20 protein-coding genes are annotated in these 21,443 nt (G+C 41.5%); 6 read left to right on the forward strand and 14 right to left on the reverse strand.

Annotation, left to right across the window (positions count from 1 at the left end; all coding sequences use genetic code 11):
• The first annotated feature begins 269 nt into the window (after positions 1–269).
• The gene (locus Q4591_RS00625; RefSeq protein WP_102438755.1) at positions 270–614 is read left to right on the forward strand and encodes a DUF3634 family protein; all 345 of its coding nucleotides are present in this window, start codon (positions 270–272) and stop codon (positions 612–614) included.
• 91 nt (positions 615–705) lie between these two features.
• Here Q4591_RS00625 and Q4591_RS00630 read toward each other — a convergent pair whose 3' ends face one another.
• The 13 genes from Q4591_RS00630 to Q4591_RS00690 all read right to left on the reverse strand — a co-directional run bounded on the left by Q4591_RS00630 (position 706) and on the right by Q4591_RS00690 (position 14,610).
• Positions 706–1,233: a DUF3833 domain-containing protein gene (locus Q4591_RS00630; RefSeq protein ID WP_303458943.1), complete on the reverse strand. Its 528-nt coding sequence runs from the start codon at positions 1,231–1,233 to the stop codon at positions 706–708.
• Positions 1,234–1,298: 65 nt separating this feature from the next.
• The gene (locus Q4591_RS00635) at positions 1,299–1,991 is read right to left on the reverse strand and encodes a chalcone isomerase family protein (RefSeq protein WP_303458833.1); all 693 of its coding nucleotides are present in this window, start codon (positions 1,989–1,991) and stop codon (positions 1,299–1,301) included.
• A gap of 84 nt (positions 1,992–2,075) precedes the next feature.
• Complete coding sequence (locus Q4591_RS00640; RefSeq protein WP_102475539.1) at positions 2,076–2,600, reverse strand: DUF2878 domain-containing protein; 525 nt, start codon at positions 2,598–2,600, stop codon at positions 2,076–2,078.
• A 5-nt stretch (positions 2,601–2,605) separates the two neighbouring features.
• Entirely contained in the window at positions 2,606–3,883 is a 1,278-nt protein-coding gene (locus Q4591_RS00645) for a cyclopropane-fatty-acyl-phospholipid synthase family protein (RefSeq protein WP_102438761.1), read from the reverse strand.
• Positions 3,884–4,073: 190 nt separating this feature from the next.
• Complete coding sequence (locus Q4591_RS00650; protein WP_303458838.1) at positions 4,074–4,862, reverse strand: DUF1365 domain-containing protein; 789 nt, start codon at positions 4,860–4,862, stop codon at positions 4,074–4,076.
• Positions 4,859–6,127 (reverse strand): NAD(P)/FAD-dependent oxidoreductase, encoded by a 1,269-nt coding sequence (locus tag Q4591_RS00655; protein WP_303458840.1) that lies wholly within the window; start codon positions 6,125–6,127, stop codon positions 4,859–4,861. Before Q4591_RS00655 ends, Q4591_RS00650 begins: the two co-directional genes overlap by 4 nt.
• A gap of 83 nt (positions 6,128–6,210) precedes the next feature.
• A complete protein-coding gene (locus tag Q4591_RS00660) occupies positions 6,211–6,993 on the reverse strand; it encodes an SDR family NAD(P)-dependent oxidoreductase (RefSeq protein ID WP_303458843.1) in 783 nt (260 codons plus the stop codon).
• Positions 6,993–7,385: a nuclear transport factor 2 family protein gene (locus Q4591_RS00665; RefSeq protein ID WP_303458946.1), complete on the reverse strand. Its 393-nt coding sequence runs from the start codon at positions 7,383–7,385 to the stop codon at positions 6,993–6,995. The genes Q4591_RS00660 and Q4591_RS00665 overlap by 1 nt, the downstream gene beginning before the upstream one ends.
• A 458-nt stretch (positions 7,386–7,843) precedes the next feature.
• Positions 7,844–9,163, reverse strand: a complete 1,320-nt coding sequence (locus Q4591_RS00670) for an ammonia-forming cytochrome c nitrite reductase subunit c552 (protein WP_303458948.1) — start codon at positions 9,161–9,163, stop codon at positions 7,844–7,846.
• A 187-nt stretch (positions 9,164–9,350) separates the two neighbouring features.
• Complete coding sequence (locus Q4591_RS00675) at positions 9,351–10,562, reverse strand: NnrS family protein (RefSeq protein ID WP_303458950.1); 1,212 nt, start codon at positions 10,560–10,562, stop codon at positions 9,351–9,353.
• Between the two features lie 406 nt (positions 10,563–10,968).
• Positions 10,969–12,390 carry a deoxyribodipyrimidine photo-lyase gene (gene phrB / locus Q4591_RS00680; protein ID WP_303458848.1) on the reverse strand — a complete coding sequence of 474 codons (1,422 nt, stop codon included), beginning with the start codon at positions 12,388–12,390 and terminating at the stop codon, positions 10,969–10,971.
• 75 nt (positions 12,391–12,465) lie between these two features.
• On the reverse strand, positions 12,466–13,425 hold the full coding sequence (locus tag Q4591_RS00685; protein ID WP_303458851.1) for a DUF523 and DUF1722 domain-containing protein: 960 nt from the start codon (positions 13,423–13,425) through the stop codon (positions 12,466–12,468).
• A gap of 264 nt (positions 13,426–13,689) precedes the next feature.
• Complete coding sequence (locus Q4591_RS00690) at positions 13,690–14,610, reverse strand: DUF368 domain-containing protein (protein ID WP_303458854.1); 921 nt, start codon at positions 14,608–14,610, stop codon at positions 13,690–13,692.
• Between the two features lie 342 nt (positions 14,611–14,952).
• Between Q4591_RS00690 and Q4591_RS00695 the strand changes: the two genes are divergently transcribed.
• The 4 genes from Q4591_RS00695 to Q4591_RS00705 all read left to right on the forward strand — a co-directional run bounded on the left by Q4591_RS00695 (position 14,953) and on the right by Q4591_RS00705 (position 17,753).
• Positions 14,953–15,429 carry a hotdog fold domain-containing protein gene (locus Q4591_RS00695; protein ID WP_102438779.1) on the forward strand — a complete coding sequence of 159 codons (477 nt, stop codon included), beginning with the start codon at positions 14,953–14,955 and terminating at the stop codon, positions 15,427–15,429.
• 85 nt (positions 15,430–15,514) lie between these two features.
• Positions 15,515–16,714, forward strand: coding sequence for a DUF418 domain-containing protein (locus tag Q4591_RS00700; protein ID WP_303458858.1), 1,200 nt, complete (start codon positions 15,515–15,517; stop codon positions 16,712–16,714).
• A 110-nt stretch (positions 16,715–16,824) separates the two neighbouring features.
• On the forward strand, positions 16,825–17,127 hold the full coding sequence (locus Q4591_RS20115; protein ID WP_368501184.1) for a DUF1294 domain-containing protein: 303 nt from the start codon (positions 16,825–16,827) through the stop codon (positions 17,125–17,127).
• A 155-nt stretch (positions 17,128–17,282) separates the two neighbouring features.
• Positions 17,283–17,753, forward strand: a complete 471-nt coding sequence (locus Q4591_RS00705; protein ID WP_102475551.1) for an FKBP-type peptidyl-prolyl cis-trans isomerase — start codon at positions 17,283–17,285, stop codon at positions 17,751–17,753.
• Positions 17,754–18,019: 266 nt separating this feature from the next.
• On the opposite strand, the gene Q4591_RS00710 is transcribed toward Q4591_RS00705, so the two are convergent.
• Entirely contained in the window at positions 18,020–19,234 is a 1,215-nt protein-coding gene (locus Q4591_RS00710) for a Xaa-Pro peptidase family protein (RefSeq protein ID WP_303458860.1), read from the reverse strand.
• A gap of 252 nt (positions 19,235–19,486) precedes the next feature.
• Here Q4591_RS00710 and Q4591_RS00715 point away from each other — a divergent pair, with 252 nt between their 5' ends.
• On the forward strand, positions 19,487–21,274 hold the full coding sequence (locus Q4591_RS00715; RefSeq protein ID WP_102531565.1) for an aminopeptidase P family protein: 1,788 nt from the start codon (positions 19,487–19,489) through the stop codon (positions 21,272–21,274).
• Positions 21,275–21,443: the final 169 nt, after the last annotated feature.

The following is a 21,443-nucleotide window of genomic DNA, read 5'->3' on the forward strand; positions in this document are numbered from 1 at the left end:
ACACTACTATCTTAGCTAAGTTTGCGAAGGTTAACGAGCTAACGATTTAGCAACTGGCTGACAACCAAGCTGTGCCCCCATTTCGCCCTTTATAATCGCCGCTTAAATGCCCTGTAAATGTGAGCTAGATTACAAAGCGTTAAAAATAATTGCATTCCTCAACTAGCAGAGTATTTTAATCAGTAAGACATTGAAAATTTTGATTTAACCTACTGAGTCATTTCAATTAATATTCAAGGCACTCAGGCTGTAAATACAAGGATATTGTTATGGTAGATACACTATTTAAAATATTATTTGTGCTGTTATTTCTGGTTATCGCTTACAAGCTCATTTTTTCAGGCAGCAGAGGATTGAAAGTCTTTGAAATGCATTTTAAAAACGGCAAACTCGATAAGCACTCGGGGAAAATCCCTGAAGCATTTCTGCGGGAATGTAAAAATATAGCCAAACACGAAAAGCTCACTTGTACTGTCAGAGCTGAAAAACTGAACGGGGTAAGATTACATGTCTCTGCCAATGTCGGTGACAAAATCACCCAACGGATCAGAAACGTTTTTCCATTTGAGTATTATGATAAGAAGCAACAGGACAATTCAAAGCTAAAGGGTTAAGGAAGCCAGAGGCTTTAGCGGTCAATATAAGTTGTATTAGTTGACCGCTACTGTAATGCCTTCAATCTGCCTTCAGCCATTGATATTTGAGTTACTCTTTGCTGATGACTAACGTAACCTGAGCAACCGTAACCCCAAATTTGATGATATCGCTTTTGTTTATAATGGTGCTTTCATCCACTAAAAACATCCAGTCATCAAAATGCACCTCATATTCTGAGTCATCAACCTCTAAAATCATGTCATAAGCCCAGCGCAGCGCACTGCCTCTGGCCTCACCGGTCGCAGTGCCTAAAATATCATTCGCCGTACCTTCATATTGGCCATTACCTAAATCGGTTATATGCCAAATTCGGGTTTGCTTTTCGCCATCATCATAAATAAACCACTCGTTAATAACCCCTTTATTACCTTGCCAACTGGCTTCCATAGTGACGATAAATTTTCGGGTCACTGTGCCAGAGAAGTCTTGTACGATACCCGCCGCAGTTAACTTGCCGTCAAAAAAGCTACGTAAATTAAGTTCCGGAGTGGTTTTATCATAATCTTCAATAGATGCTGATGAACACGCTGTCAATAACACTAACGAAATGACCAGCAAAGATGACTTCTTAGCCATAGCGTAAGCGCATTGCAACTGTCGCCACGTACTGTTTAATGCCGTTAACGCTAAACTTGCTTTAATCATTTCTTAACTCCAATTAACTGCTGACGTAATTTAGGTCTACTGGTATTTTCTGATAACCAAATGCCAAGAAATGCGTCTGCAAACCCCGGTTCTAAGATCATCGCCAAAGGCTGTTCGTTATAAAAAAACTGGCCTTTATTTTGCTCGTGCATCATAAAGCTTAGAGTGTCACCTTGCTTAACATCAGGCCATATACCTTCTAGATGAGCCTGCAGTTGAGGGATGCGACTTTGCTCGATACCAATGTGCTGCCACTGCTCTACGGTAGCTTCAATTAAATCTTCTGCATCAATATCTCTATGGTATTGGATTTCAAGTTTCAGTGGATATTGCTGATTTTTGTATTCACCATCTACTGACATTAGCTTGGCGCTGTAAACCGAAAACCACAATAAATCCAGATCGGCTTGGCCTACCAGTTTAAAATCTGTCGTGGCTAATGCTGTCGAAGCTGGTGTCGTTGGCACTGACGAAGATTGCACTGATGAAATTAGTTCTGCTGCGGGAGTTGGCTCAGTATTTAACTCTTGTGCGTTAGCCAATACGTTTGTACTCATAACAGCTAAGATACAGGCACTAAAAAAAAACCTAACTAAGCTCAAAACAACTAAGTGAAAACTTGCACGTGTATTTACACCAAGCGCATTAGGAACTGCTAACGAGCTTATCCGAGAATAACTATTCATCATATTGAGTTCCTCTATTGAGCCAATATAATCAGCCAACCACAGCCTGATAATTGCACCGCCGTTAGGTACACAAAGCTGGGTTAATTAAATAAGCTGGGCAATTTGTTTCACTTCGTGTTTGTGGCGAATGAACTTGGCAATGTGAAAAAATAACGGCATCAACAAGGCCCAAATAATGGCTAGAATTGCAGTGGTAAACAAATCGCCGTGAGGGAAATCGACCGCGCCAAAGTTGGCTCCAGCAAGGTAACTTAAACTACCAAATACGCCACCAACTAACACTTGAACAATAATGGGTAAGCCGCTAAAAATGCTTAAACTGTAATTAAGTGAAATCGCAAAATAACACCACAGCAGTAATAACCATATAGGCACAACCGTAAAATCAAAAAGCCCCGTTAAGGTAAGCGTTAAGTCAACTAGTACCCCGATAATGGTGCAACTGAGCATCACTTTGATATCTAAAACCCGTTGACGGCTGACGATAAAGTGCCAAATCAACAATAATCCTGGGATATATAGCAGCTGATTGCCAGCTAATACCCCTGCCCACCAGATAATCTGAAAGGCAATAACATTGATAATGATATTATGATTAACCCAGAGCATATACGTTATGCGCCACTGGCTAATGCAGTACGATATTGCGGCCTTACTGCCACTAAATGAACTGTGCTGGTAGTTCTTTCTAAAAATCCACCTTCACAATAACTCAGGTAAAACTTCCACATTCTGATAAAGTCTTCGCCATAGCCCATCTCTTTGATTCGGTCTTGGGCTTTATCAAATTTTTCATGCCAATGGTTTAAGGTTTGAGCATAATCTTTACCCATATCATTGATGGACCACACCACCATGTCAGTTTTATTGGCAATGTGCTTATTCATTTCACTGATAGACGGTAAACAACCACCAGGGAAAATATAGCGCTGGATAAAGTCGACACTTTTACGGTAACTGTCATAGCGCTGATCAGCTATGGTAATGGCTTGAATTAACATGCGCCCATTTGGCTTAAGTAAACTTTCTAACTTCTTAAAGAAGCCCGGTAAATATTCATGACCTACCGCTTCAATCATTTCAATGGACACCACGCGGTCATACTCACCGGTCAAAATACGGTAATCGTCTTTTAACAAAGTTATTTTGTCAGTTAAGCCTTCTTGCTCTACCCGCTCTAGTGCGTAATCATATTGGGCATCAGAGATAGTTGTCGTGGTCACGGTGACATCAAAGTGCTTGGCCGCATATATCGCCAACGCCCCCCAACCAGTACCGACCTCAAGAACGGTTTGCCCCGCTTGTAAATCAAGACGCTCACAAATGGTTTGCAGCTTATGCTGCTGGGCTTGTTCTAAACTGGCATCGTGGTGCGGGTATAGCGCGCTTGAATAGAGCATTTCTTTATCTAGAAACTGCTCATACATCGGGTTGCCTAAATCATAATGCGCCAGAATATTGCGCTTTGAACCCGTTGATGAATTGCGGTTAAACAAATGACCGATACGATTAATACCAACACTAAACCATGAAAAGTAACGCTCAATTTTATCCAGTAATGAGAGGTTTCGGGCAAAAAGCTGCACCACTTTAGTTAAATCAGGGCTCGACCAATGACCTTGAATGTAGGCTTCGCCAGCGCCAATTGAACCACCCCAAATGATCTGCTTGTAAAAACTGGGGTGAGACACCTGCATAGTGGCATGCAAGTCAGAATCGACATTACCAAAGCTTAAGCTTTGCTCTGAGCTGCCAATTGCAGAGTTATCAGAACTAACAATGGTAAGATGGCCATCTGACAAGTGGGCTAATGCCTTAAGCAAAATCTTCTTCGCAAAGCTGTCAGAAATAGTCTCTTGCACTAAGCTGGTGTTGGTTGCCGCATTTTCCATAACTCTCTCCGCTGACTACTTTTTATATGCAATTTTTTGTGCGCTATTAGTATTTTAGCTGTAAATTTTATTTTTACTCATAAACAACAGGTTAGATTTCAATACACTAAAACTCTCGCTAGGCAAAAATTATTTGTTATGAGTTGAACATTACTAAACCAATACGCATCATTTCATGATTTGGTTTAATTTAAGTTTGTGGATGAGAGATAAAAGGGATCCGTTTAATAAATAACTTCAGCGCTTGCCAATAAATTCCAAACATAATTTTCAATGTCATTAGCGGAAAACTGAGCAACATACTGCGAATATTTTTGGCGGTAAAATCCTTTTTATTGAGCAACAAACTGGCATCGAACAGCTTATTGTCGGCATCATCCCTGTTTTGTATGGTCACATTTAAGCGCTTGCTTGGCGCGATGACCTTCCAAAAATAATGCATCTCAAGATCCATAAATGGCGAAACATGAAACACTTTATCTGTGGTGGTGGTTTTAGTGAGATTGACTAAGTAACAATGGCGCTGATCCCATGGCGTATTACTTACCTCCGCCAGCATATAAACCGCTTCGTCACCTTGATAGCAAAAATAGAAATTCACCGGGCTAAAATAAAAACCGAAGTGTCTCACTTGGCCAGCAAACACCACCCTATCGCAATCAACGTCAGCCCCAAGCTTTGCTATCGTCCATAACACTCGCTGCTTTAGCGCTTGCTGCGGGCTCATTTTATCTATCAAGGCTGCATGAACAGGGGAGCAATTAAACTGGCTTTCAAGGGCATTTAAATAATCATCAGGATTAAATCGTAGTACTGAGCGCTCAACTGCGCTAAATAAACGGCTAACCTTAGACAACTGGGCCACTTCATCTAAGTCTAATGCCAGCATGGCTATCTGATAACTGAAGCTGTGCTGCTTGGGCGTAAAACGTCGATGAATAATATCGCCACTGTATATTCCACTGCTGAATTCACTCATAGGCTAATGCCAAAATCATTGCACACATCAAGTGCACTGTGAACGCCATCTTCATGAAAACCGTTATACCAATAGGCGCCAGCAAAGTGAGTATGGTTAACGCCGCAAATGCGTTTACGTTCGCCTTGGGCTTTCATGCTCGACTCATTAAACACTGGGTGGGCATAGTTAAATTTTCTGAGAATTTTAGACTCATCAATTAAATCCGTTTGATTTAAAGTCACACAAAAAGTCGGCGCATCTTTAGGTAAGCGCTGTAAAATGTTCATGTTATAAGTCACGCTGGCAGGTCTGTCGGCAATTTCAGCTGCATCCTTGCCTTCTAGGCGGTAATTCCAACTAGCCCATGCCGCTTTGCGTTTTGGCAGTAGATTAGTATCTGTGTGCAAAACTACTTCATTATTTTGATATGCCATAGCCCCTAAGACTTGTTTTTCATCGTCAGTTGCATCGGTAAGCATCGCCAACGCTTGGTCACTGTGACAGGCTAAAATGACTTCATCAAAGCGTTGAACTTCGCCATCATTAATACGTAAGTTAACCCCATCGTCGCTGCGTTCAATGGAGGTCACTGCAGAGTCTAAAAACAATCGCTGTTTGAACGGAGCAATAAGCGCAGGAATATAACTGCGAGAGCCACCTTTTAATACATACCATTGTGGGCGGTCACTGATATTAAGTAAGCCATGATTATGGAAGAACTGGATAAAGAAGCGCAGTGAGAATTTGCGCATATCATTGATACTGGCAGACCAAATTGCAGCGCCCATTGGCAAGATATAATGTTCGCTGAAAAAGTCAGAGAAACCTTCAGCATCTAAAAATTCCCCTAAGCTATTACTCGGGTAATTCTTAGCTTCAAAAATGGCCTTACATTGATTATTAAACCGTACTATCTCGGCTAAAAACTTATAAAAATCAGGTTTTAATAAATTACGTCTTTGGGCAAACATGCTCCACAAGGTGTGGCCATTGTATTCCAATCCCGTTTGCACATTACGTACACTAAAGCTCATTTCAGTGGGTAATGATTCAACGTCTATTTTTGCCATTAGCTTTTGAAATCGTGGATAAGTTCTATCATTAAATACAATAAAGCCACTGTCGATAGCATAGGGCTTACCGCCTACTTCAACATCAATGGTCGCGGTATGGCCGCCTATATAATCATTAGCTTCAAATACGCTAACTTGATGAAGTTCACTGAGCAAATGCCCACAGGTCAGCCCTGATATACCCGAACCCACAATTGCTATTTTTTTCATATTATTCCTTCAACTCATTATTATTATTTTTGCTATGACTACAGTTAATGGCATTTCAATTATTGTTAATTTTTCAAGCAGGCTTAACTTATTTTCGGCGCTAAAATTTTATTAATCAGTGCCGATGGTAAACATGATAAGCCCTTAAGCAATAAGGTAAATCGCTTCGGAAAATGAATTTCATCCTTAGCTTTTTTTAATTCTGTAAATATTGTTATTGCCGCTTTTTCAGCAGTAATTTGCATGGGCATAGCAAAGTCATTTTTATCGGTCAAAGGCGTTTTAACAAAGCCTGGGCAAATAACACTGACTCCAATACCAAATGCTTTTAAATCAAGGCGAAGACTGCTAGCGAGGTAATTTACCGCCGCTTTTGAGGCGCCATAAGCTTCCGCTTTTGGGAAAGGCAGGTATGTCGCACTTGAGCTCATTAATGCCACTCTGCCGTTAATGGCCACTAGCGGTAAAAAATGCTCTAAACAATAACCCATCGAGATGACATTAGTTTGAATCACTCGCTCAAATAAAGCGCCATCAAAACGCAGCGGATTTTCAATGTATTCACAACTACCCGCATTAAGAATAACCAGCTGTAATTTCGCGTTAGATGCGGCTAATTTATCTGATAATGTTTGCGCTGCGGTTTGAATTTGCGCTTTATCGTTAATATCAAAAGCAAGCGGCACAACGCCACTTATGGCATTTAAGCGCTCCTCATTACGGCCACAAGCAAATACCATGTAGCCTTTTTCAACATAAAGCATCGATAGTGCTAAACCGATACCAGAACTGGCCCCGGTGATTAACACTGCAGGTCTTGCTACTGATTGATGAAGGTTTCCCTGATGAGAGTTAGCTTGTTCCATTATGCTGACGCCTTGTTTTTGATGAACTTAATCAACCGACCTACTAACGGGAGTTGTTCATACAGCATACTGCCAAGATCAAAATAATCGCGATGGGCTGTAATTTTATCGCTAAATTTAAGCTGGCTCATTCCTTCAACAGTGATGAGTTGGCCGTTGTTTAATTTAGGGTGGCGGTAGTGCATTGCCCAGAAAACGGCGGCCTGCTGATGGCTACAGCTCACCTCTTTGATATCAAATTCAATATGGTCAACGTTGGCATAAAGGTTAGCAAAGTACAGGCTGAGATGTTCAATACCTTCAACTTTGTGTAATGGATCTTGAAAGATAATCTCATCGCTATACACCTGATTGAGCAAGTGTAAGCTGTCTTTATTTAGCTGCTGATACATGCCGATAAAGTCATCAATTATTTGTGGTCTGGCAAGATCATTATTGCTGGCTGGCTCAGTTAAATGACTTACGGTATTGGCAGTACTTGGCATTATGTCTCCTTTACCACCTCAAATAACGATTAGCTGATTAACTAATAGCAATCTAGGTGGCGCTTAGCTAAACCTTGCAAACTTTGGTAATCAAATCGAGCTGTCATATTGCGACTGCAAGATTAATAGTAAGCTTAGTTGCACGTTTTGTCCTATGTTTAACCGATAAATAACTTAAATAATCATTGATTTTCAATAAGTAAATAATGCTACTTAATCGGATTGTTAATGATTAATACGCAACGATAGTCGCTGCAGATCACAATAAAAAAGGCGCTTAGTTTTCACTAAGCGCCTTTAATAAACACAATAATCAGCTTTGGCGATATCAGTCTCTATCGCTATTTTAAGCTAATAAATTTAGCTCACTGGTAACCTCTTGCAGCAATTGGGTCCCAGTTTTTCTCAACTTCTTCTTTGATGAATTTTTGCTTCTCTTCGCTTAACTTAACTTCATCAATTCCAACCGCAGCATGAGCAGATTCTTTACTGCTAATGTCAGGGTATTGCACCTCGGTAACCTTAAGCAATCTAAGGACTCCCGCAATAGACTCACGCGCAGCGGTTGCTTGCTCAATAGCTTTAGTTAATAACTCACGACCTTCATCTGGGTTATGGGCATATAAACCATGTGAAGCCATGGCAAAATCCCAGCGCCACTGTCCGTGACGAATCCCCATGATGCCTTCATTCATTTGATGCCAATTTGCACCAGCATCCCAAGCCGCTTTAGCTTCGTAATGCGCCTTAACCAATAGGCCCTCAACCTTACGTGCCATGGCATCAATTTCTTGTTTATCACTGTTCAGTTTAGCTGTGATTTCGTCTTTACTTTGATGACAGCCTTTACAGGTTTGATCAAAATACGGTAATGCTTTATCAACCTTATGGCTGGTAAATGTCTCACCTTGTTCATTTTCTTCCGCAGGCATATGACAAGTAATACAGGTTACGTTATGTTCAGCATGCTTACTTCGGCTCCAATGCTCAAATTCTGGATGACGCGCTTTGAGTATTGGCGTTTTAGAAATAGGGTGAATCCACTCGAAAAAACGGCGGGTATCATAGTACTTCTCAATATCATCAGCTGTACTACCGAAGATCCAAGGCATGTTTACTACGTTACTTTTTTCAGGCTGGAAATAATAAGTCACGTGGCACTGGCCACAAACTTGTGCACCCTGCATAGAAACTGATTGTTCCGCAAATGGCAGACCCACTTTATTCATCGCATTCTGAGCATGAGGCCTTGGTAGGGCTAATTTTTCAGAACCGTTTTCATGGCAATCACTACAATAAACCACGCTTTTAATTTCAGTACCTAAATCGGTAAAGTTTTTTGCTGAATAACCTTCAAAGCCTAACTCATTAATTAGTCTTGGTGCATCAGGGGTTTTACAGGTCCAACAACTGGCAGAGGTGCCTTTCTCGCCTTCTTTTGGTGGCACACCAGTACGTAATGTTTGCGTCACATCCGCAACAGCAAATTGATGACCTCTAGGGCTGTGATATTCTTTGGCAAATGATGAACCAGCCCATAAGATGATGTTAGCTGGATACTGGGCTAACATATCTTCACGTTCAGACTGCTCTTCAGTTGCCGCCCATGACTCATAATGTTCAGGAAATTTAGTTTCAAAAATATCCTTGGCTTGTGACGCCACCGCGCCGCCAAAAAAACTCAAGCTTAATAATACCGATACTGCTTTTACTGCCTTTGATTTAACCACTAAATCTCGGGCAACTAGGGATAAACGTTTGTTCACTGTGCTTCCTTAATATTACAAACTGACATAACTGACTAGTATAAATTCTATAGTTTTAACGACTTAAATTGCTTAAAACGGTGACTTCACTTTTAGCTGACCCAGCTTAGCCAGGCCTGCCATCAATACGAGGTCGAGTAAGTATTGGGCTGTAATGCAGCACAAATAACCCAAATGCCATAAACCAAAAACCACCAGCTAACCACAACCACATCTGGGTTTGAGCGGGTAAAAGCAAAGGCATAATGGCACGAAATATTGCAGCTATGGGTAAACAGGCAAACGCCAATACCATGCTAGGCCCTTGATAAATATTTCTACTGGTGTGACCCAGTGACACTCTTGAAATCATGGCTAAACATAGAGATGCGACACAACCAATAGCAAATAAGTGCAACATGCTTCGATAAGCATAGTCATCATTGATAAACCAACCTAACCCCAGTAGCGATAGTGGCAGTGACAAATAAGACACATGTAATGACCACAACATCGGCTCAGACAGGGTTTTGTGGGGTAACCAACGGCTAAATCGAACTAAATGCAGCGTACCTGCTAGCAATAACAACACTTGCTCAACAGCTACAGGCAGTAACTTAAATATAGCTTGAACCACCAAAAGTACCATTATTACTAATAAGCTCTTTTCCAGCATGTTAATTGGCTGAGCTTTGGTGACCTTTAAACGCATAGCGGTAAAAAACGGAATAACCCGCCCACCCACAATAGTGATAAGCAGAGCCAGCCAAAATAACATTCCCTGCCAAATTTGATTAGCTAAAATAAAATTGCGTTCGTTTAATGCGTAATAACTCACAAGATTAACTATAAGCGCAACAGTTAACATGATTGAAAAACCAATGTTTTGCCATTGCCTCACTCGATAAACACAACGCCACATGGTGAACGCTGCAATCCCTAAAAACACGCTATCAAAAAATGCCGGTAACAGCAGTGGAATATCCATCGGCAATAACAACAATAATCGAGCTATTAGCCAACTGGTAAAAGTAATCGCCAGAGGGATGCCTTTAAGGCTAGGTTGATTGGTCCAGGTTTGTACTGCGGTTAATAAAAAACCGCATACAATGGCCATGGCAAAGCCAAACAATAATTCATGGGGATGCCACCATAAAGGCAATACATTTGCCCAAAAATTACTATTAAATAGGCTGTATTGCGGGGTAAACCAGCCCATTAACCATAATGGGATATACAACATTGCCAGTGCTGCGCCACCTAAGAAAAAAGGCCTAAAAGCTAAGCGCCAAATAGCAGCGGTTTTTTCTATTTCTGCTGGGTCGTCAATATTGAGCATAGTAATCAAGCCTTTTTGTGGACGCACTTAACATGCATTTTAAATATATGTTTATGATATGTTGTTCTGCAGCAAGCAGCAATCTTTAAAGTCATCGATGTTAAAAACCGATTTAAAATTGTGATCCCACGCAAAAAAGATTGCTCTCAATGACCAACAAACTTACCTGATTTAAATTTAGCTTAAGAAACGATTAACAGTCGAAATTGCTCTAACATTTAATCAGTGCATTGAGATGGTGTAAATGAATATTATAAAACAGTGACTTATGAAGGGATATTATCTGGGAGTGATATGACAAATTTCAGCGAGTCCTGTTTGAAACAGGACCCAACTTGAAAAGTTTAACGGGGTTAAATTTACTCGTTTGCAAAATAAAAACCAACAGCGGTCTTCATTGAGCGAGTTATCGCTTTAGCGAACTAAGCACTTCAATCGCCCTTTTGCGTGCCATACTGTGCTCGACAATGGGAGTCGGATAATCTGACATTGTCGGCACTGCAAACAAGTCATCACCGTTTGTGAAGCTAGGTTGGTGAATTTGCTTTAAACTTGTCGCGGCCAATTCTGGAATATAGTGTTTTATAAAGCTCGCATCTGCATCAAATTTGCTGCTTTGATTCATAGGATTGAACACCCTAAAATAGGGCTGAGCATCGCAGCCCGTACCAGCAGACCATTGCCAACCGCCATTGTTGGCAGCCAAGTCACCATCGATAAGGTGCTGTCGAAAATAGCGCTCGCCCCAACGCCAATCCACCAACAAATGCTTAGTTAAAAAGCTCGCCACCACCATGCGCAAACGATTATGCATCCAACCGGTTTGATTTAACTGCCTCATTGCGGCATCAACAATGGGAAAGCCGGTTACGCCGTCACACCAAGCTTTGAACTCTTGGGGATGATTACGCCAATTTACTTTGCTGCCATTTTCATTAAAGTTTTTGCCTTTAGACAAATCAGGAAATGCCACTAACAGGTGCCGATAAAACTCACGCCAAGCCAACTCATTCACCCAGGTTTTAGCAGGACTAGTATCATCCACTAATGCATCTGGAAAACGGTTCAATACTGAGGCGAGACATTGGTTAGCACTAATCACCCCGATGGCTAAATAAGGCGATAAACGGCTGGTACTGTCTAAGGCAGGAAAGTCTCTTTCTGCTAAATAATCCTGTAAATTATTAGCGCAGAAACGGTCTAAAATGCCTTTAGCGGCAGCCTCGCCTGCAAGCCAATGCTGACTAGAGACTTTGGGGTAATCAAATGCAATTGTCTTTGGAGCCTTAAGCGCAGGCCCCATAGCCGCTGGCACTGCCACAGGGGCAATTCGCCTAGATGACACTATCTCACGCCAGGTTTTAGAAAAAGGGGTAAACACCTTGTACATCTTGCCTGCAAGATTAGTGACCTCCCCTGCAGCAACAATGCAATCTTGAGCGATAAACTGGATAGGTACACCAATATCAATAAGCTGTTGATCGCGTTTACGTTCATTAAACTCGGGTTCCTGGGTGGCAAATACCTGATCTATTTGATTATCGATTAGGTATTGCGGCATCCAGTCCATAACATCGTCGAACCAAGGTAAGGTTATCACCTCCAACTCAACCCCTAATGCAGCTAGACTTTGGGCTAATAGGTTGACATGGCGCTCAATAAAATCCACTTGAATCGGCGCGACATCATGACTTTTCCACTGCTCAGTGCTGGCAATAAAAATCGCTTTAACTTGACCATTTGTTTGACGAGCCAGCTCAAAAGCTTCAACAACACTATGGTTATCAGCAAGACGCAAGTCTTGCCTAAACCAAATTAAGCTATTCATTAATACAACCTCTTAGCTAAAATCTTGTCTGGTTTACACCAACCGCAGGGTTAATACGACCACGTTTATTACAACTTAGTAAGCGTATCGCAACCTCAGTTCTTCAGGATGCGGATTTAGGTATACCTGCCCTTCAATATATGGCGTAGGGTATTCACGTAAATAATGGTTAATCAGGGTTATTGGTACCAATAATGGTAATAGCCCTTCACGGTATTTCATTATCGACTCGGTAAGCTCTTCTTTTTGATCTTTAGACAGATGCTTTTTGAAATAGCCCTGAATGTGCTGCAAGGTACTGGTATGGTTTTTTCGCGTCGCTTTGATCTTTAACGCCGTCATAAAGCCTTCAAAATAGGTTTGTGCTGTGGCCTCAAGATCATCAATCTGCGCTAAGATTGGCCCTAAATCACGATACCATTGTGGGCTGTGAGCCATTAATAGGTATTTATAACGGGCATGAAACTGCATGAGTTTGTGCTTAGTCCAGCCTTCAGCTTGCAAGCAATGCCACTCATGGTAAGCATAGACGCGGGTAATAAAGTTCTCTTTTATCAAAGGATCATGTAGCCGCCCTTCTTCTTCCACGGGTAAATGGGGATAGGTCTCCATTAATTTTCTGGCATAAACTCCCACACCAGATTTAGTGCCATTATTGGTACCGTATTTATACTCAATCACCCGCTCCATACCGCAGGTTGGCGATTTAGCGCAGAGAATATAGCCACCAATAAAGTTGAGTTCCTTAACCCGCTTTTCACTAAACTCAGCAAGTTTGTCGGTAACATCGATACTACCATCTGCACTTTTAACAAAAATTTTATCACCATCAATTTCTTGGCGAATACTTTTGCGTGGCGCGCCCATACCTATGGCCATTTCAGGGCATACGCTGATGTAATCAAAAAATGGCGCGAGATCTTTATTACAATAATTTGAGTTTTTATGGCCGCCATCAAATCTTACTTTTTGCCCTAACAGGCAACTACTGATACCTATCTGAATTCTCTCAGGTTTAAAGATTTTTTTATTCACTATACAACTCCTTGTGGCGACTACTTATGGCGTAGAAATATTTACGATTACTATCATTAAATAGATCATCTTTTTTTATTGATATTAGTCCTGAACTCAATTTAAGCAATCACTCTTTTGCAGTTAATTTTCAAGAAGTTCTGACTAAGGTTAACAATGCTAAGGTAAACATAGAAGTATTGTCCCACCCCATAAAAAAAGGGCTACGCAATATCTGCATAGCCCTTCTAAAAATGTTTTTCGCTTGAGTTAATACGCCTCGCTTTAAGCCGAGTGTTTTTGCCCAAACTTCTCTAAGCCCCAAACTAAGCTGATACCAACAATTAGACAAATAATCGCAGCGGTTAATTGAGATGGCTCACCAGTTATTTGCTCAAACTGCATTGGTGATAAGTTTTGCTCTGTGAGTGCCACCAGCTCACCACTGGAATTTTCACGCCAAGTGAGGACTTCTTTCCATGGCCAGATTTTACCTAAGGTGCCTAACATTAACCCAGTTAAAAACATCAGTGTTTGATCATGAAACTTACGTAGCATGGCTGAAAGCACATGACTAAAGCTCAGTAAGCCCACAACACAACCACAGGCAAAACAAGCCAGCATTAAAATATCAAAGCCTTTGGCTGCAGCTAATACGGCTGGATACATACCTAATAGCAACAGAATAAAACCACCTGAAATACCTGGTAAAATCATCGCGCAAATGGCAATGCAGCCAGATATAAAGAAGGTAAAATAACTCACTTCAAGCTCAATGGGATTAAGCACTGTGATAGCCCAAGCAAAGGCGACACCTAAGATAAATAATGCCACTTGGAGCAAGTTAATCCCTTTCACTTGCTTAAGCATATGAACAACAGAAAATAAAATCAGCCCGAAAAAGAACGACCATACCGGTATAGGATGATTAGTTAACAACCAAGAAATGAGTTTTGCCAGCGTGAAGATACTGGTTAGGATCCCGCCAAACACACAAACCAAAAAAGGGCCATTAATGTGCATGAAAGCCGCTTTAAAACCTTGCTGCTTAATAATGCCAAAAAGTGAAGGATTAATTTTACGAATCGCATCTAATAACGGGTCTAAAATGCCCGTAATAAAAGCAATTGTGCCGCCAGAAACGCCAGGTACAACATCGGCTGCGCCCATCGCCATGCCTTTGAAGTAATTTAATAAATGATGCAAAACCAATCCTTATTAATAAAATGAACACACCTTAGAGGTGAGAAATACAAGCTTAAATACCTGATAAAACCTTATCTTAAAGCCAGCCGATAAACATCTTATGTTGGACGTTTATAAACTGAAAGTCATGTGACTTGGTTAGCAGTAAGACAATATAAAACAAATTATACCTGCACTAAGCTCAGTGAAGGAATATATCTTTTATCAATATCATTCGCTTATGTGCAAGCCGTTACAAGGATGTTAAACTCAAGCCCCAAAAACTCATCTGACCAGATAAAAATAAAACCAGATGGCTGAAAACAACATTAATCCTACGTTTAGAATCATTAAAGGACTGCTATGAGTCACGATAAACCCAATCACGTATTAGCCTTGTATCACAAAGTCACTAAATACCCTTTCGGTAATAAAATATTCTCAATGATGGTATCAAGAACAGCGCCCTACTTTGCTACCGTGCGCCCTCTCGTGACCGCATTAAGAGTGAACCACTGTGCTGTTTTAGTTAAAAAACGTCGCGCGGTACACAACCACATAAAAACCGTGCACGTTATTGCTATTTGTAATGGTTTAGAGATGGCCATGGGCGTGATGGCAGAAGCGTCTATTCCAAAGCATTTACGCTGGATCCCAAAAGGCATGTCGGTTGATTACAGCGCCAAAGCAGGCACAGATATTTTATGTGTTGCCGAAGTCACCCCAGAGCAATGGCAAGTGGGCGATATGTTAGTACCGGTTAATGCCTATGATACTGAAGGCAAAGTGGTTGTTCGTGGCAGCATCAAATTATGGATTTCAGAAAAACCCGCTAAGTAGTCTCAGCTAACAGTCTGTATCAATTTTAACCGCAGGCTGTTAGTCTTTTATTACAATAATTAATCAACAAAGATATGAACTCGAAATGGATCCTTCAACTCATATTAATCGCCCTAATGCATTAACCTCAGATACACTTCAACAGCCACCACCAGCGTCATTAACCATTAATGAAAGTCACGGTAATCGCAATGCCAATATGGATGCCCTCAGAGGCATCGCCATTATTGGTATTTTGTTCATGAACATTTTTTTTATGAACAATAGCTTTTATGGCTATGCGCAGCATTACCCTCAAATTCAATCAGACATCATTTTAGAAGTCTTTAGTAATTTCTTCCTTGAAGGGCGCTTTATTTCGCTGCTATCTATCCTATTTGGCGCTGGATTATATATTCAATATAAGCGCTACGAGGCGGCTAGTTTAGTGGCCTACCCATTATTAAAACGGCGCATAATATGGCTTGCAGTATTTGGTTTACTCCATGGCATTTTTATTTGGGGCGGCGATATATTACTCAGTTATGCCTTTAGTGCATTTTTAGCCCTGAATTACCTCAACGGCGATATCACCCAGTTAAAAAAACGGGCTAATCAATTTATTGTTGGCTCGCTGCTCGTTATGGCCTTGCTGAGCTTGTTAGTAGAGCCAGAGTATTATTATCGCGGCTCTGAATTCCACCTTCAGCAGCTGCAAGCATGGTCTGCAAATTATAGTGACATAGTGTTATTACAACTTAACCAAGTCGGTTACATGTTACTGATTATACCGTTAACCTTAATGTGGTTTTTAGGGGGGCTAATGATGTGGGGAATGGCACTTTATCAACAAGGGGCATTTGAACATGGATTAGAGCGGACAACCTTAATCAAGTGCGCTATTGCGGCCATTATATTATCAAGCCTAGATAGCCTGTTAAGCTTCAGTTCAAACGCTATTTTAGTTGAGTTTTCAGCAATAGTGATGATGCTAAGTGCAATTCCTATGGCGTTGATTTACTTACACCTTATAGTAAAAGTCTGTCAAAATTCCACTCAAGTGCTCGCGCCTTTTCAAGCTGTGGGAAAGCTGGCTTTTAGTTGTTATATTTTACAATCCATCATAGGTGTCAGCCTATTTCGTTATCTTATGCCTGAGCTTAACGCCAGCCTTGATAGAGTTGACTATATCTTAATTGCACTTGGCTTAAGTGGGCTGCAATTGCTGTTAGCGCCGCTTTATTTGCGCTATTTTAGCCAAGGCCCGCTAGAGTCACTTTGGCGTAAGCTGGTTTCAAAAAAATGACTGGGTTAAAAACTAGCTGTTAAGCTGATATTTAAAATGAAAGTTGATACTTTGGAATAAAAGGATTCATGACACTGATGAAAATATTTGCACTAATCAGCTTATGCTTGATGGCACTCTTTAGTTATAGCATTTGGCCATTTTTGGCAATTTATGTTGCCGCGATAAACCTGTTAAGCTTTTTGATTACATGGCTTGATAAACGCGCAGCAGCAAAACAAACATGGCGAACACAAGAGCGCACTTTACACCTTTTTGCGTTACTTAGTGGCTGGCCTGCAGGGCTTTTGGCTCAACAAACATTTAGGCACAAAACCCAGAAAACACCTTTTAAGTGGATTTACCTCTGCAGCATAGTTATCAATATATTGGCTTTGGCGGGCTTGGCTTACCTGCAATATCAAGGGCTTTAACTGTGCTAAAACTTATGTGGTATGTTTCTAAACCGCTAACTAAGCTCTTTGGGTTAAAAATCATGATTTAGCCGTTAAAAAAACGCCGCTGCACTTTACCCACTGCACTTGGGTGAGTACCATTCATTTATTGCTAGCAACCATAAGAAGAAGTTATGAAAATCATTTTGTCCGTTTGTGTGATCGCAGGGATCATCTTTTACTTTTACACGCAATCAAACAATGAAAAAGCCTCGAAAGAGAACATCATTAAAGGCAATGCTTTCTTATTAGAAAATGAAAAAAATCCAGATGTCGTTACCACCTTGTCAGGGCTACAATATGAAATAATGCATAAAGGTGATGCAACTGAGCATCCAAAAGCGACTGACACAGTGACCGTTCATTATCACGGCACACTTATCGACGGTACGGTATTTGATAGTTCGGTTGAACGTGGTGAAAGTATCGACTTCCCACTAAATCGGGTTATTCCTGGCTGGACTGAAGGGGTGCAATTAATGTCAGTGGGCGATAAGTTCCGCTTTTTTGTTCCTAGCAGCTTAGCTTATGGCAATCGCTCAGCAGGTAAAATCCAAGGCGGTTCAGTACTCATTTTTGAAGTTGAGCTATTAGCAATAAACTAAGAATGAAATCAGCTAAAAATCTACTCTGACTAAAGATCACAATTTAAGTGGCTAAGTTTAGACGGCTAAGTTTAGACAACTAAGTTTTAGCGACTAAGTTTAAGCCTCTAGGTTTAAGGTTTAAGGTTTAAGGTTTAAGGTTTAAGGTTTAAGGTTTAAGGTTTAAGCGCCAGAAAATAAAAATCCCTTATAGCCAAGCTACAAGGGATTTTTTATTGGTTCATCTATATTGTTTATCGCAACTCACTAAATAGTGATGTCGATATCTAGCTTAGCCCAAATGGATCATCAATTGATTTAGCCGGCTGGGTGAACCACACAGCGCCAGATTCAGTCATATAAAAATGATCTTCGTGTCTAACGCCAAACTCACCTGGTACACATAACATCGGCTCGTTACTAAAGCACATTCCTGCTGCTAGCTGGGTGTGATCGTTTAGCACTAAATAGGGCCATTCATGAATATCTAAGCCAATTCCGTGTCCGGTGCGATGGGGTAAGCCTGGCACATCATAACCTGGGCCAAAACCTGCATTAACGATTACTTCTCGAGCCGCTTTATCAACACTTGCACACGTTGCGCCAATAGTCGCAGCAGCAAACGCCGCCAGTTGCGCTTGTTGCTCTAAATTCCATAATTCACGTTGGCGCTCACTTGGCTCACCAAATACATAAGTGCGGGTAATATCTGAGTTATAGCCGCCTAGCTGACAACCGGTATCAATCAATACCGTGTCGTTTAAATCCAGTGTTTTAGGCGACTTAACCCCATGGGGGTAAGCGGTATCTTCGCCAAACAATACAATGCAAAAATATGAACCTGCTGGCGCGCCAACCTTGATGTGGGCTTGATGGATAAAATCTTCCACTTCTTTGGTGCTAATGCCTTCACGTAAGATACTGGCGGCAGCAATATGAACCGCTAAGGTCATGTCCTTAGCTCGTTGCAACAAGGCCAGCTCCGCTGGCGATTTAATCATTCTACAACCGGCAGTGATGCTTTTGGCATTCACATAATTGAGTTGTTCATTGGCGCTGCGAATACCATCAAAAATAAAGAAAGCGCTGGCTTCATCAATGCCCACCTTGCCAGCATTAATGCCTTTATTTGCTAGCATGTCGGCAAATAACTGAAAAGGGCTTTCATCTTCTTGCCAGGTATTCACCTTGCCCTTGACGGCCATATAACCTTGTAAGGTATCAAGCTCAAATGCAGGGGCAATATATTCAAGCTCACCGCAGGCAGGAATAATCGCCCCAACCATACGCTCGCTAGCATACCAGCGAGTACCGGTAAAATAGTACAGGTTAGTGCCAGCATTAATGTAGATGGCTTCAATGCCTTGTTGCTGCATTAATTGCTGTGCTTGGCTAATTCGCTGTTCAAACTCTCCTACCCCAATAGCAGCCACATCATGGGTCATATCTGACAAACTCGCTAATGCTTGTTGTGGGGTTTGGGTTCCGACTCCGACTGTCATAGTACGCTCCGATAATTAATGCTAGATAAGCAAATTTTATTCTATTAGTGATCCGATAATCCGCATAGTGTAAACTTCAACCACAAAATGTATACAATATAAATTATCAATTGTATTTCAACATTACACTCGCTGCGGTTACCCTGCAGATGATGACTATCGTCAGCGCTTTGTTTGAAAATAAACCGCCGTTGCGATAATCGCTTTACCTTAATAAGACTGAATCAATCAGCCACCTCCAATGGAGCAACCATGCCAGATACGATCACTCAGCGCCTTGACGCCATTCGCCAAACCATGTCGCAACAAAATCTCGATGCTTTTATTATTCCCCGAGCAGATGAATACCTCGGTGAATATGTCCCTGAGCGCAATGAAAGGCTGCATTGGGCTACTGGTTTTACCGGCTCGGCGGGCATGGCTATTATTTTAAAAGACACGGCCGCTATTTTTGTTGACGGTCGTTACACAGTGCAAGTGGCACTGCAAGTTGATGCGCAGTTGTTTAGTTATGAAAGCCTAACGGATACGCCGCAAATTCAATGGCTGATTGATAAGTTAGCTCAAGGTAAACGTGTTGGCATAGATAGCCGATTACATACCTTAGCTTGGTATCAACAAGCACAGCATCAATTAACAAAAGCTGATATTAGCTTAGTGTCAGTTGCTGAAAACCCAATTGATATCCATTGGCAGCAACGCCCAATGCTACCAACAGAGCCCATTACCTTATTTAGCCATGAGGGCGCAGGCCGTAATAGCCTTGATAAACGTCAACAAATTGGTGACATCATTGCCAAGCAAGGCGCCGATATGGCATTAATTGCCGCTTTAGACTCATTCTGTTGGTTACTTAATATTCGTGGCAACGATGTGCCAAGATTACCCGTCACCTTAGGCTGCGCGTTACTCAATGCCAACGGTGATATGACCTTATTTGCTGATAGCAACAAACTGCCCCAAGGCTTTGCTGAGCATGTGGGCGCTGGCGTTGAATTTAAAGATGAATCATTATTAGCTGAAGCGCTTAAGCAACTTAACGGTGTAAAACTGCTGGCAGACCCTAATACCAGCAATGCTTGGACCCAGCTAACCGCAGAGCAAGCGGGCGCCATATTAGTTGCGGGCTCAGATCCTGTCGCGCTGCCAAAAGCACAAAAGAATGCCGCCGAGCTTAGTGGTATGCGAGCATGTCATATCCGTGATGGTGCAGCAGTAAGCCGTTTTCTTGCTTGGCTTGATATGGAAGTTGCCGCCAACCGTCTTTATGATGAAGCCCAGCTTGCCGATAAACTGGAATCATTCAGATTAATTGACCCACTGTATCGTGAGCCAAGCTTTGATACCATTTCAGCCACCGGTGCTAACGCCGCTATGTGTCATTACAATCATAATGACGCCACGCCAAGTCAAATGACCATGAACAGCATTTACTTGGTAGATTCTGGGGCGCAATACCTTGATGGCACCACAGATGTCACCCGTACTATTGCCATTGGTGACGTCAGCGCTGAGCAACAAAAAATGGTCACCTTAGTATTAAAAGGTCATATTGCCCTTGATCAAGCCAAATTCCCTAAAGGCACATCAGGCCAGCAGTTAGATGGCTTTGCTCGTCAGTACTTGTGGCAACATGGTTTTGATTATGACCATGGCACAGGCCATGGCGTAGGACATTTTTTAAGTGTTCATGAAGGCCCGCAGCGCATTGGTAAAAACGTGAATGGCGTGCCATTATTGCCAGGTATGGTGTTATCCAATGAGCCGGGGTATTACCGCGCTAATGAATTTGGTATTCGCATTGAAAACCTAGTGGCTGTGCTCCCATCACCAAGCCTAGTTAATGCTGAGCGTGAAATGCTGGAGTTTGATGCCTTAACACTAATCCCTATTGATAAGCGTTTAATTGATAAATCCTTACTCACTCAAGCTGAAATTGATTGGTTAAATCGCTACCATCAAAAAGTGTTTACCACCTTATCAACTATGCTCACAGGTGATGACCTTGCATGGTTAACTGAGGTAACGACTGAGCTTTAATATAACTCAGTCATTATCCCCATACTTGCCCAATTTTAAGCCATTTAAATTGGGCATTTTTGTTTTCAGAGCCCGTTTCTAATTGCCATAACGTCGCCATAATCATGCCCTAAAAACTGACCACAAAACTTAGTTAAGAATTAATCAAAAAACTTTGTTATACTCCGCC

It is taken from the genome of Shewanella sp. 3_MG-2023 (assembly GCF_030548765.1).
Classification (GTDB): Bacteria; Pseudomonadota; Gammaproteobacteria; order Enterobacterales; family Shewanellaceae; genus Shewanella.

What these genes read in the sequence shown, in the direction of transcription:
- Q4591_RS00625 (WP_102438755.1), top strand. Translation starts at nt 270, where the DNA reads ATGGTAGATACACTATTTAAAATATTATTTGTGCTGTTATTTCTGGTT.
- Q4591_RS00715 (WP_102531565.1), top strand. Translation starts at nt 19,487, where the DNA reads ATGCCAGATACGATCACTCAGCGCCTTGACGCCATTCGCCAAACCATG.
- Q4591_RS00650 (WP_303458838.1), bottom strand. Translation starts at nt 4,862, where the DNA reads ATGAGTGAATTCAGCAGTGGAATATACAGTGGCGATATTATTCATCGA.
- Q4591_RS00630 (WP_303458943.1), bottom strand. Translation starts at nt 1,233, where the DNA reads ATGGCTAAGAAGTCATCTTTGCTGGTCATTTCGTTAGTGTTATTGACA.
- Q4591_RS00635 (WP_303458833.1), bottom strand. Translation starts at nt 1,991, where the DNA reads ATGATGAATAGTTATTCTCGGATAAGCTCGTTAGCAGTTCCTAATGCG.
- Q4591_RS00640 (WP_102475539.1), bottom strand. Translation starts at nt 2,600, where the DNA reads ATGCTCTGGGTTAATCATAATATCATTATCAATGTTATTGCCTTTCAG.
- Q4591_RS00700 (WP_303458858.1), top strand. Translation starts at nt 15,515, where the DNA reads ATGGATCCTTCAACTCATATTAATCGCCCTAATGCATTAACCTCAGAT.
- Q4591_RS00660 (WP_303458843.1), bottom strand. Translation starts at nt 6,993, where the DNA reads ATGGAACAAGCTAACTCTCATCAGGGAAACCTTCATCAATCAGTAGCA.
- Q4591_RS00695 (WP_102438779.1), top strand. Translation starts at nt 14,953, where the DNA reads ATGAGTCACGATAAACCCAATCACGTATTAGCCTTGTATCACAAAGTC.
- Q4591_RS00665 (WP_303458946.1), bottom strand. Translation starts at nt 7,385, where the DNA reads ATGTATCAGCAGCTAAATAAAGACAGCTTACACTTGCTCAATCAGGTG.
- Q4591_RS00705 (WP_102475551.1), top strand. Translation starts at nt 17,283, where the DNA reads ATGAAAATCATTTTGTCCGTTTGTGTGATCGCAGGGATCATCTTTTAC.
- Q4591_RS20115 (WP_368501184.1), top strand. Translation starts at nt 16,825, where the DNA reads ATGGCACTCTTTAGTTATAGCATTTGGCCATTTTTGGCAATTTATGTT.
- Q4591_RS00710 (WP_303458860.1), bottom strand. Translation starts at nt 19,234, where the DNA reads ATGACAGTCGGAGTCGGAACCCAAACCCCACAACAAGCATTAGCGAGT.
- Q4591_RS00645 (WP_102438761.1), bottom strand. Translation starts at nt 3,883, where the DNA reads ATGGAAAATGCGGCAACCAACACCAGCTTAGTGCAAGAGACTATTTCT.
- Q4591_RS00655 (WP_303458840.1), bottom strand. Translation starts at nt 6,127, where the DNA reads ATGAAAAAAATAGCAATTGTGGGTTCGGGTATATCAGGGCTGACCTGT.
- Q4591_RS00675 (WP_303458950.1), bottom strand. Translation starts at nt 10,562, where the DNA reads ATGCTCAATATTGACGACCCAGCAGAAATAGAAAAAACCGCTGCTATT.
- phrB (WP_303458848.1), bottom strand. Translation starts at nt 12,390, where the DNA reads ATGAATAGCTTAATTTGGTTTAGGCAAGACTTGCGTCTTGCTGATAAC.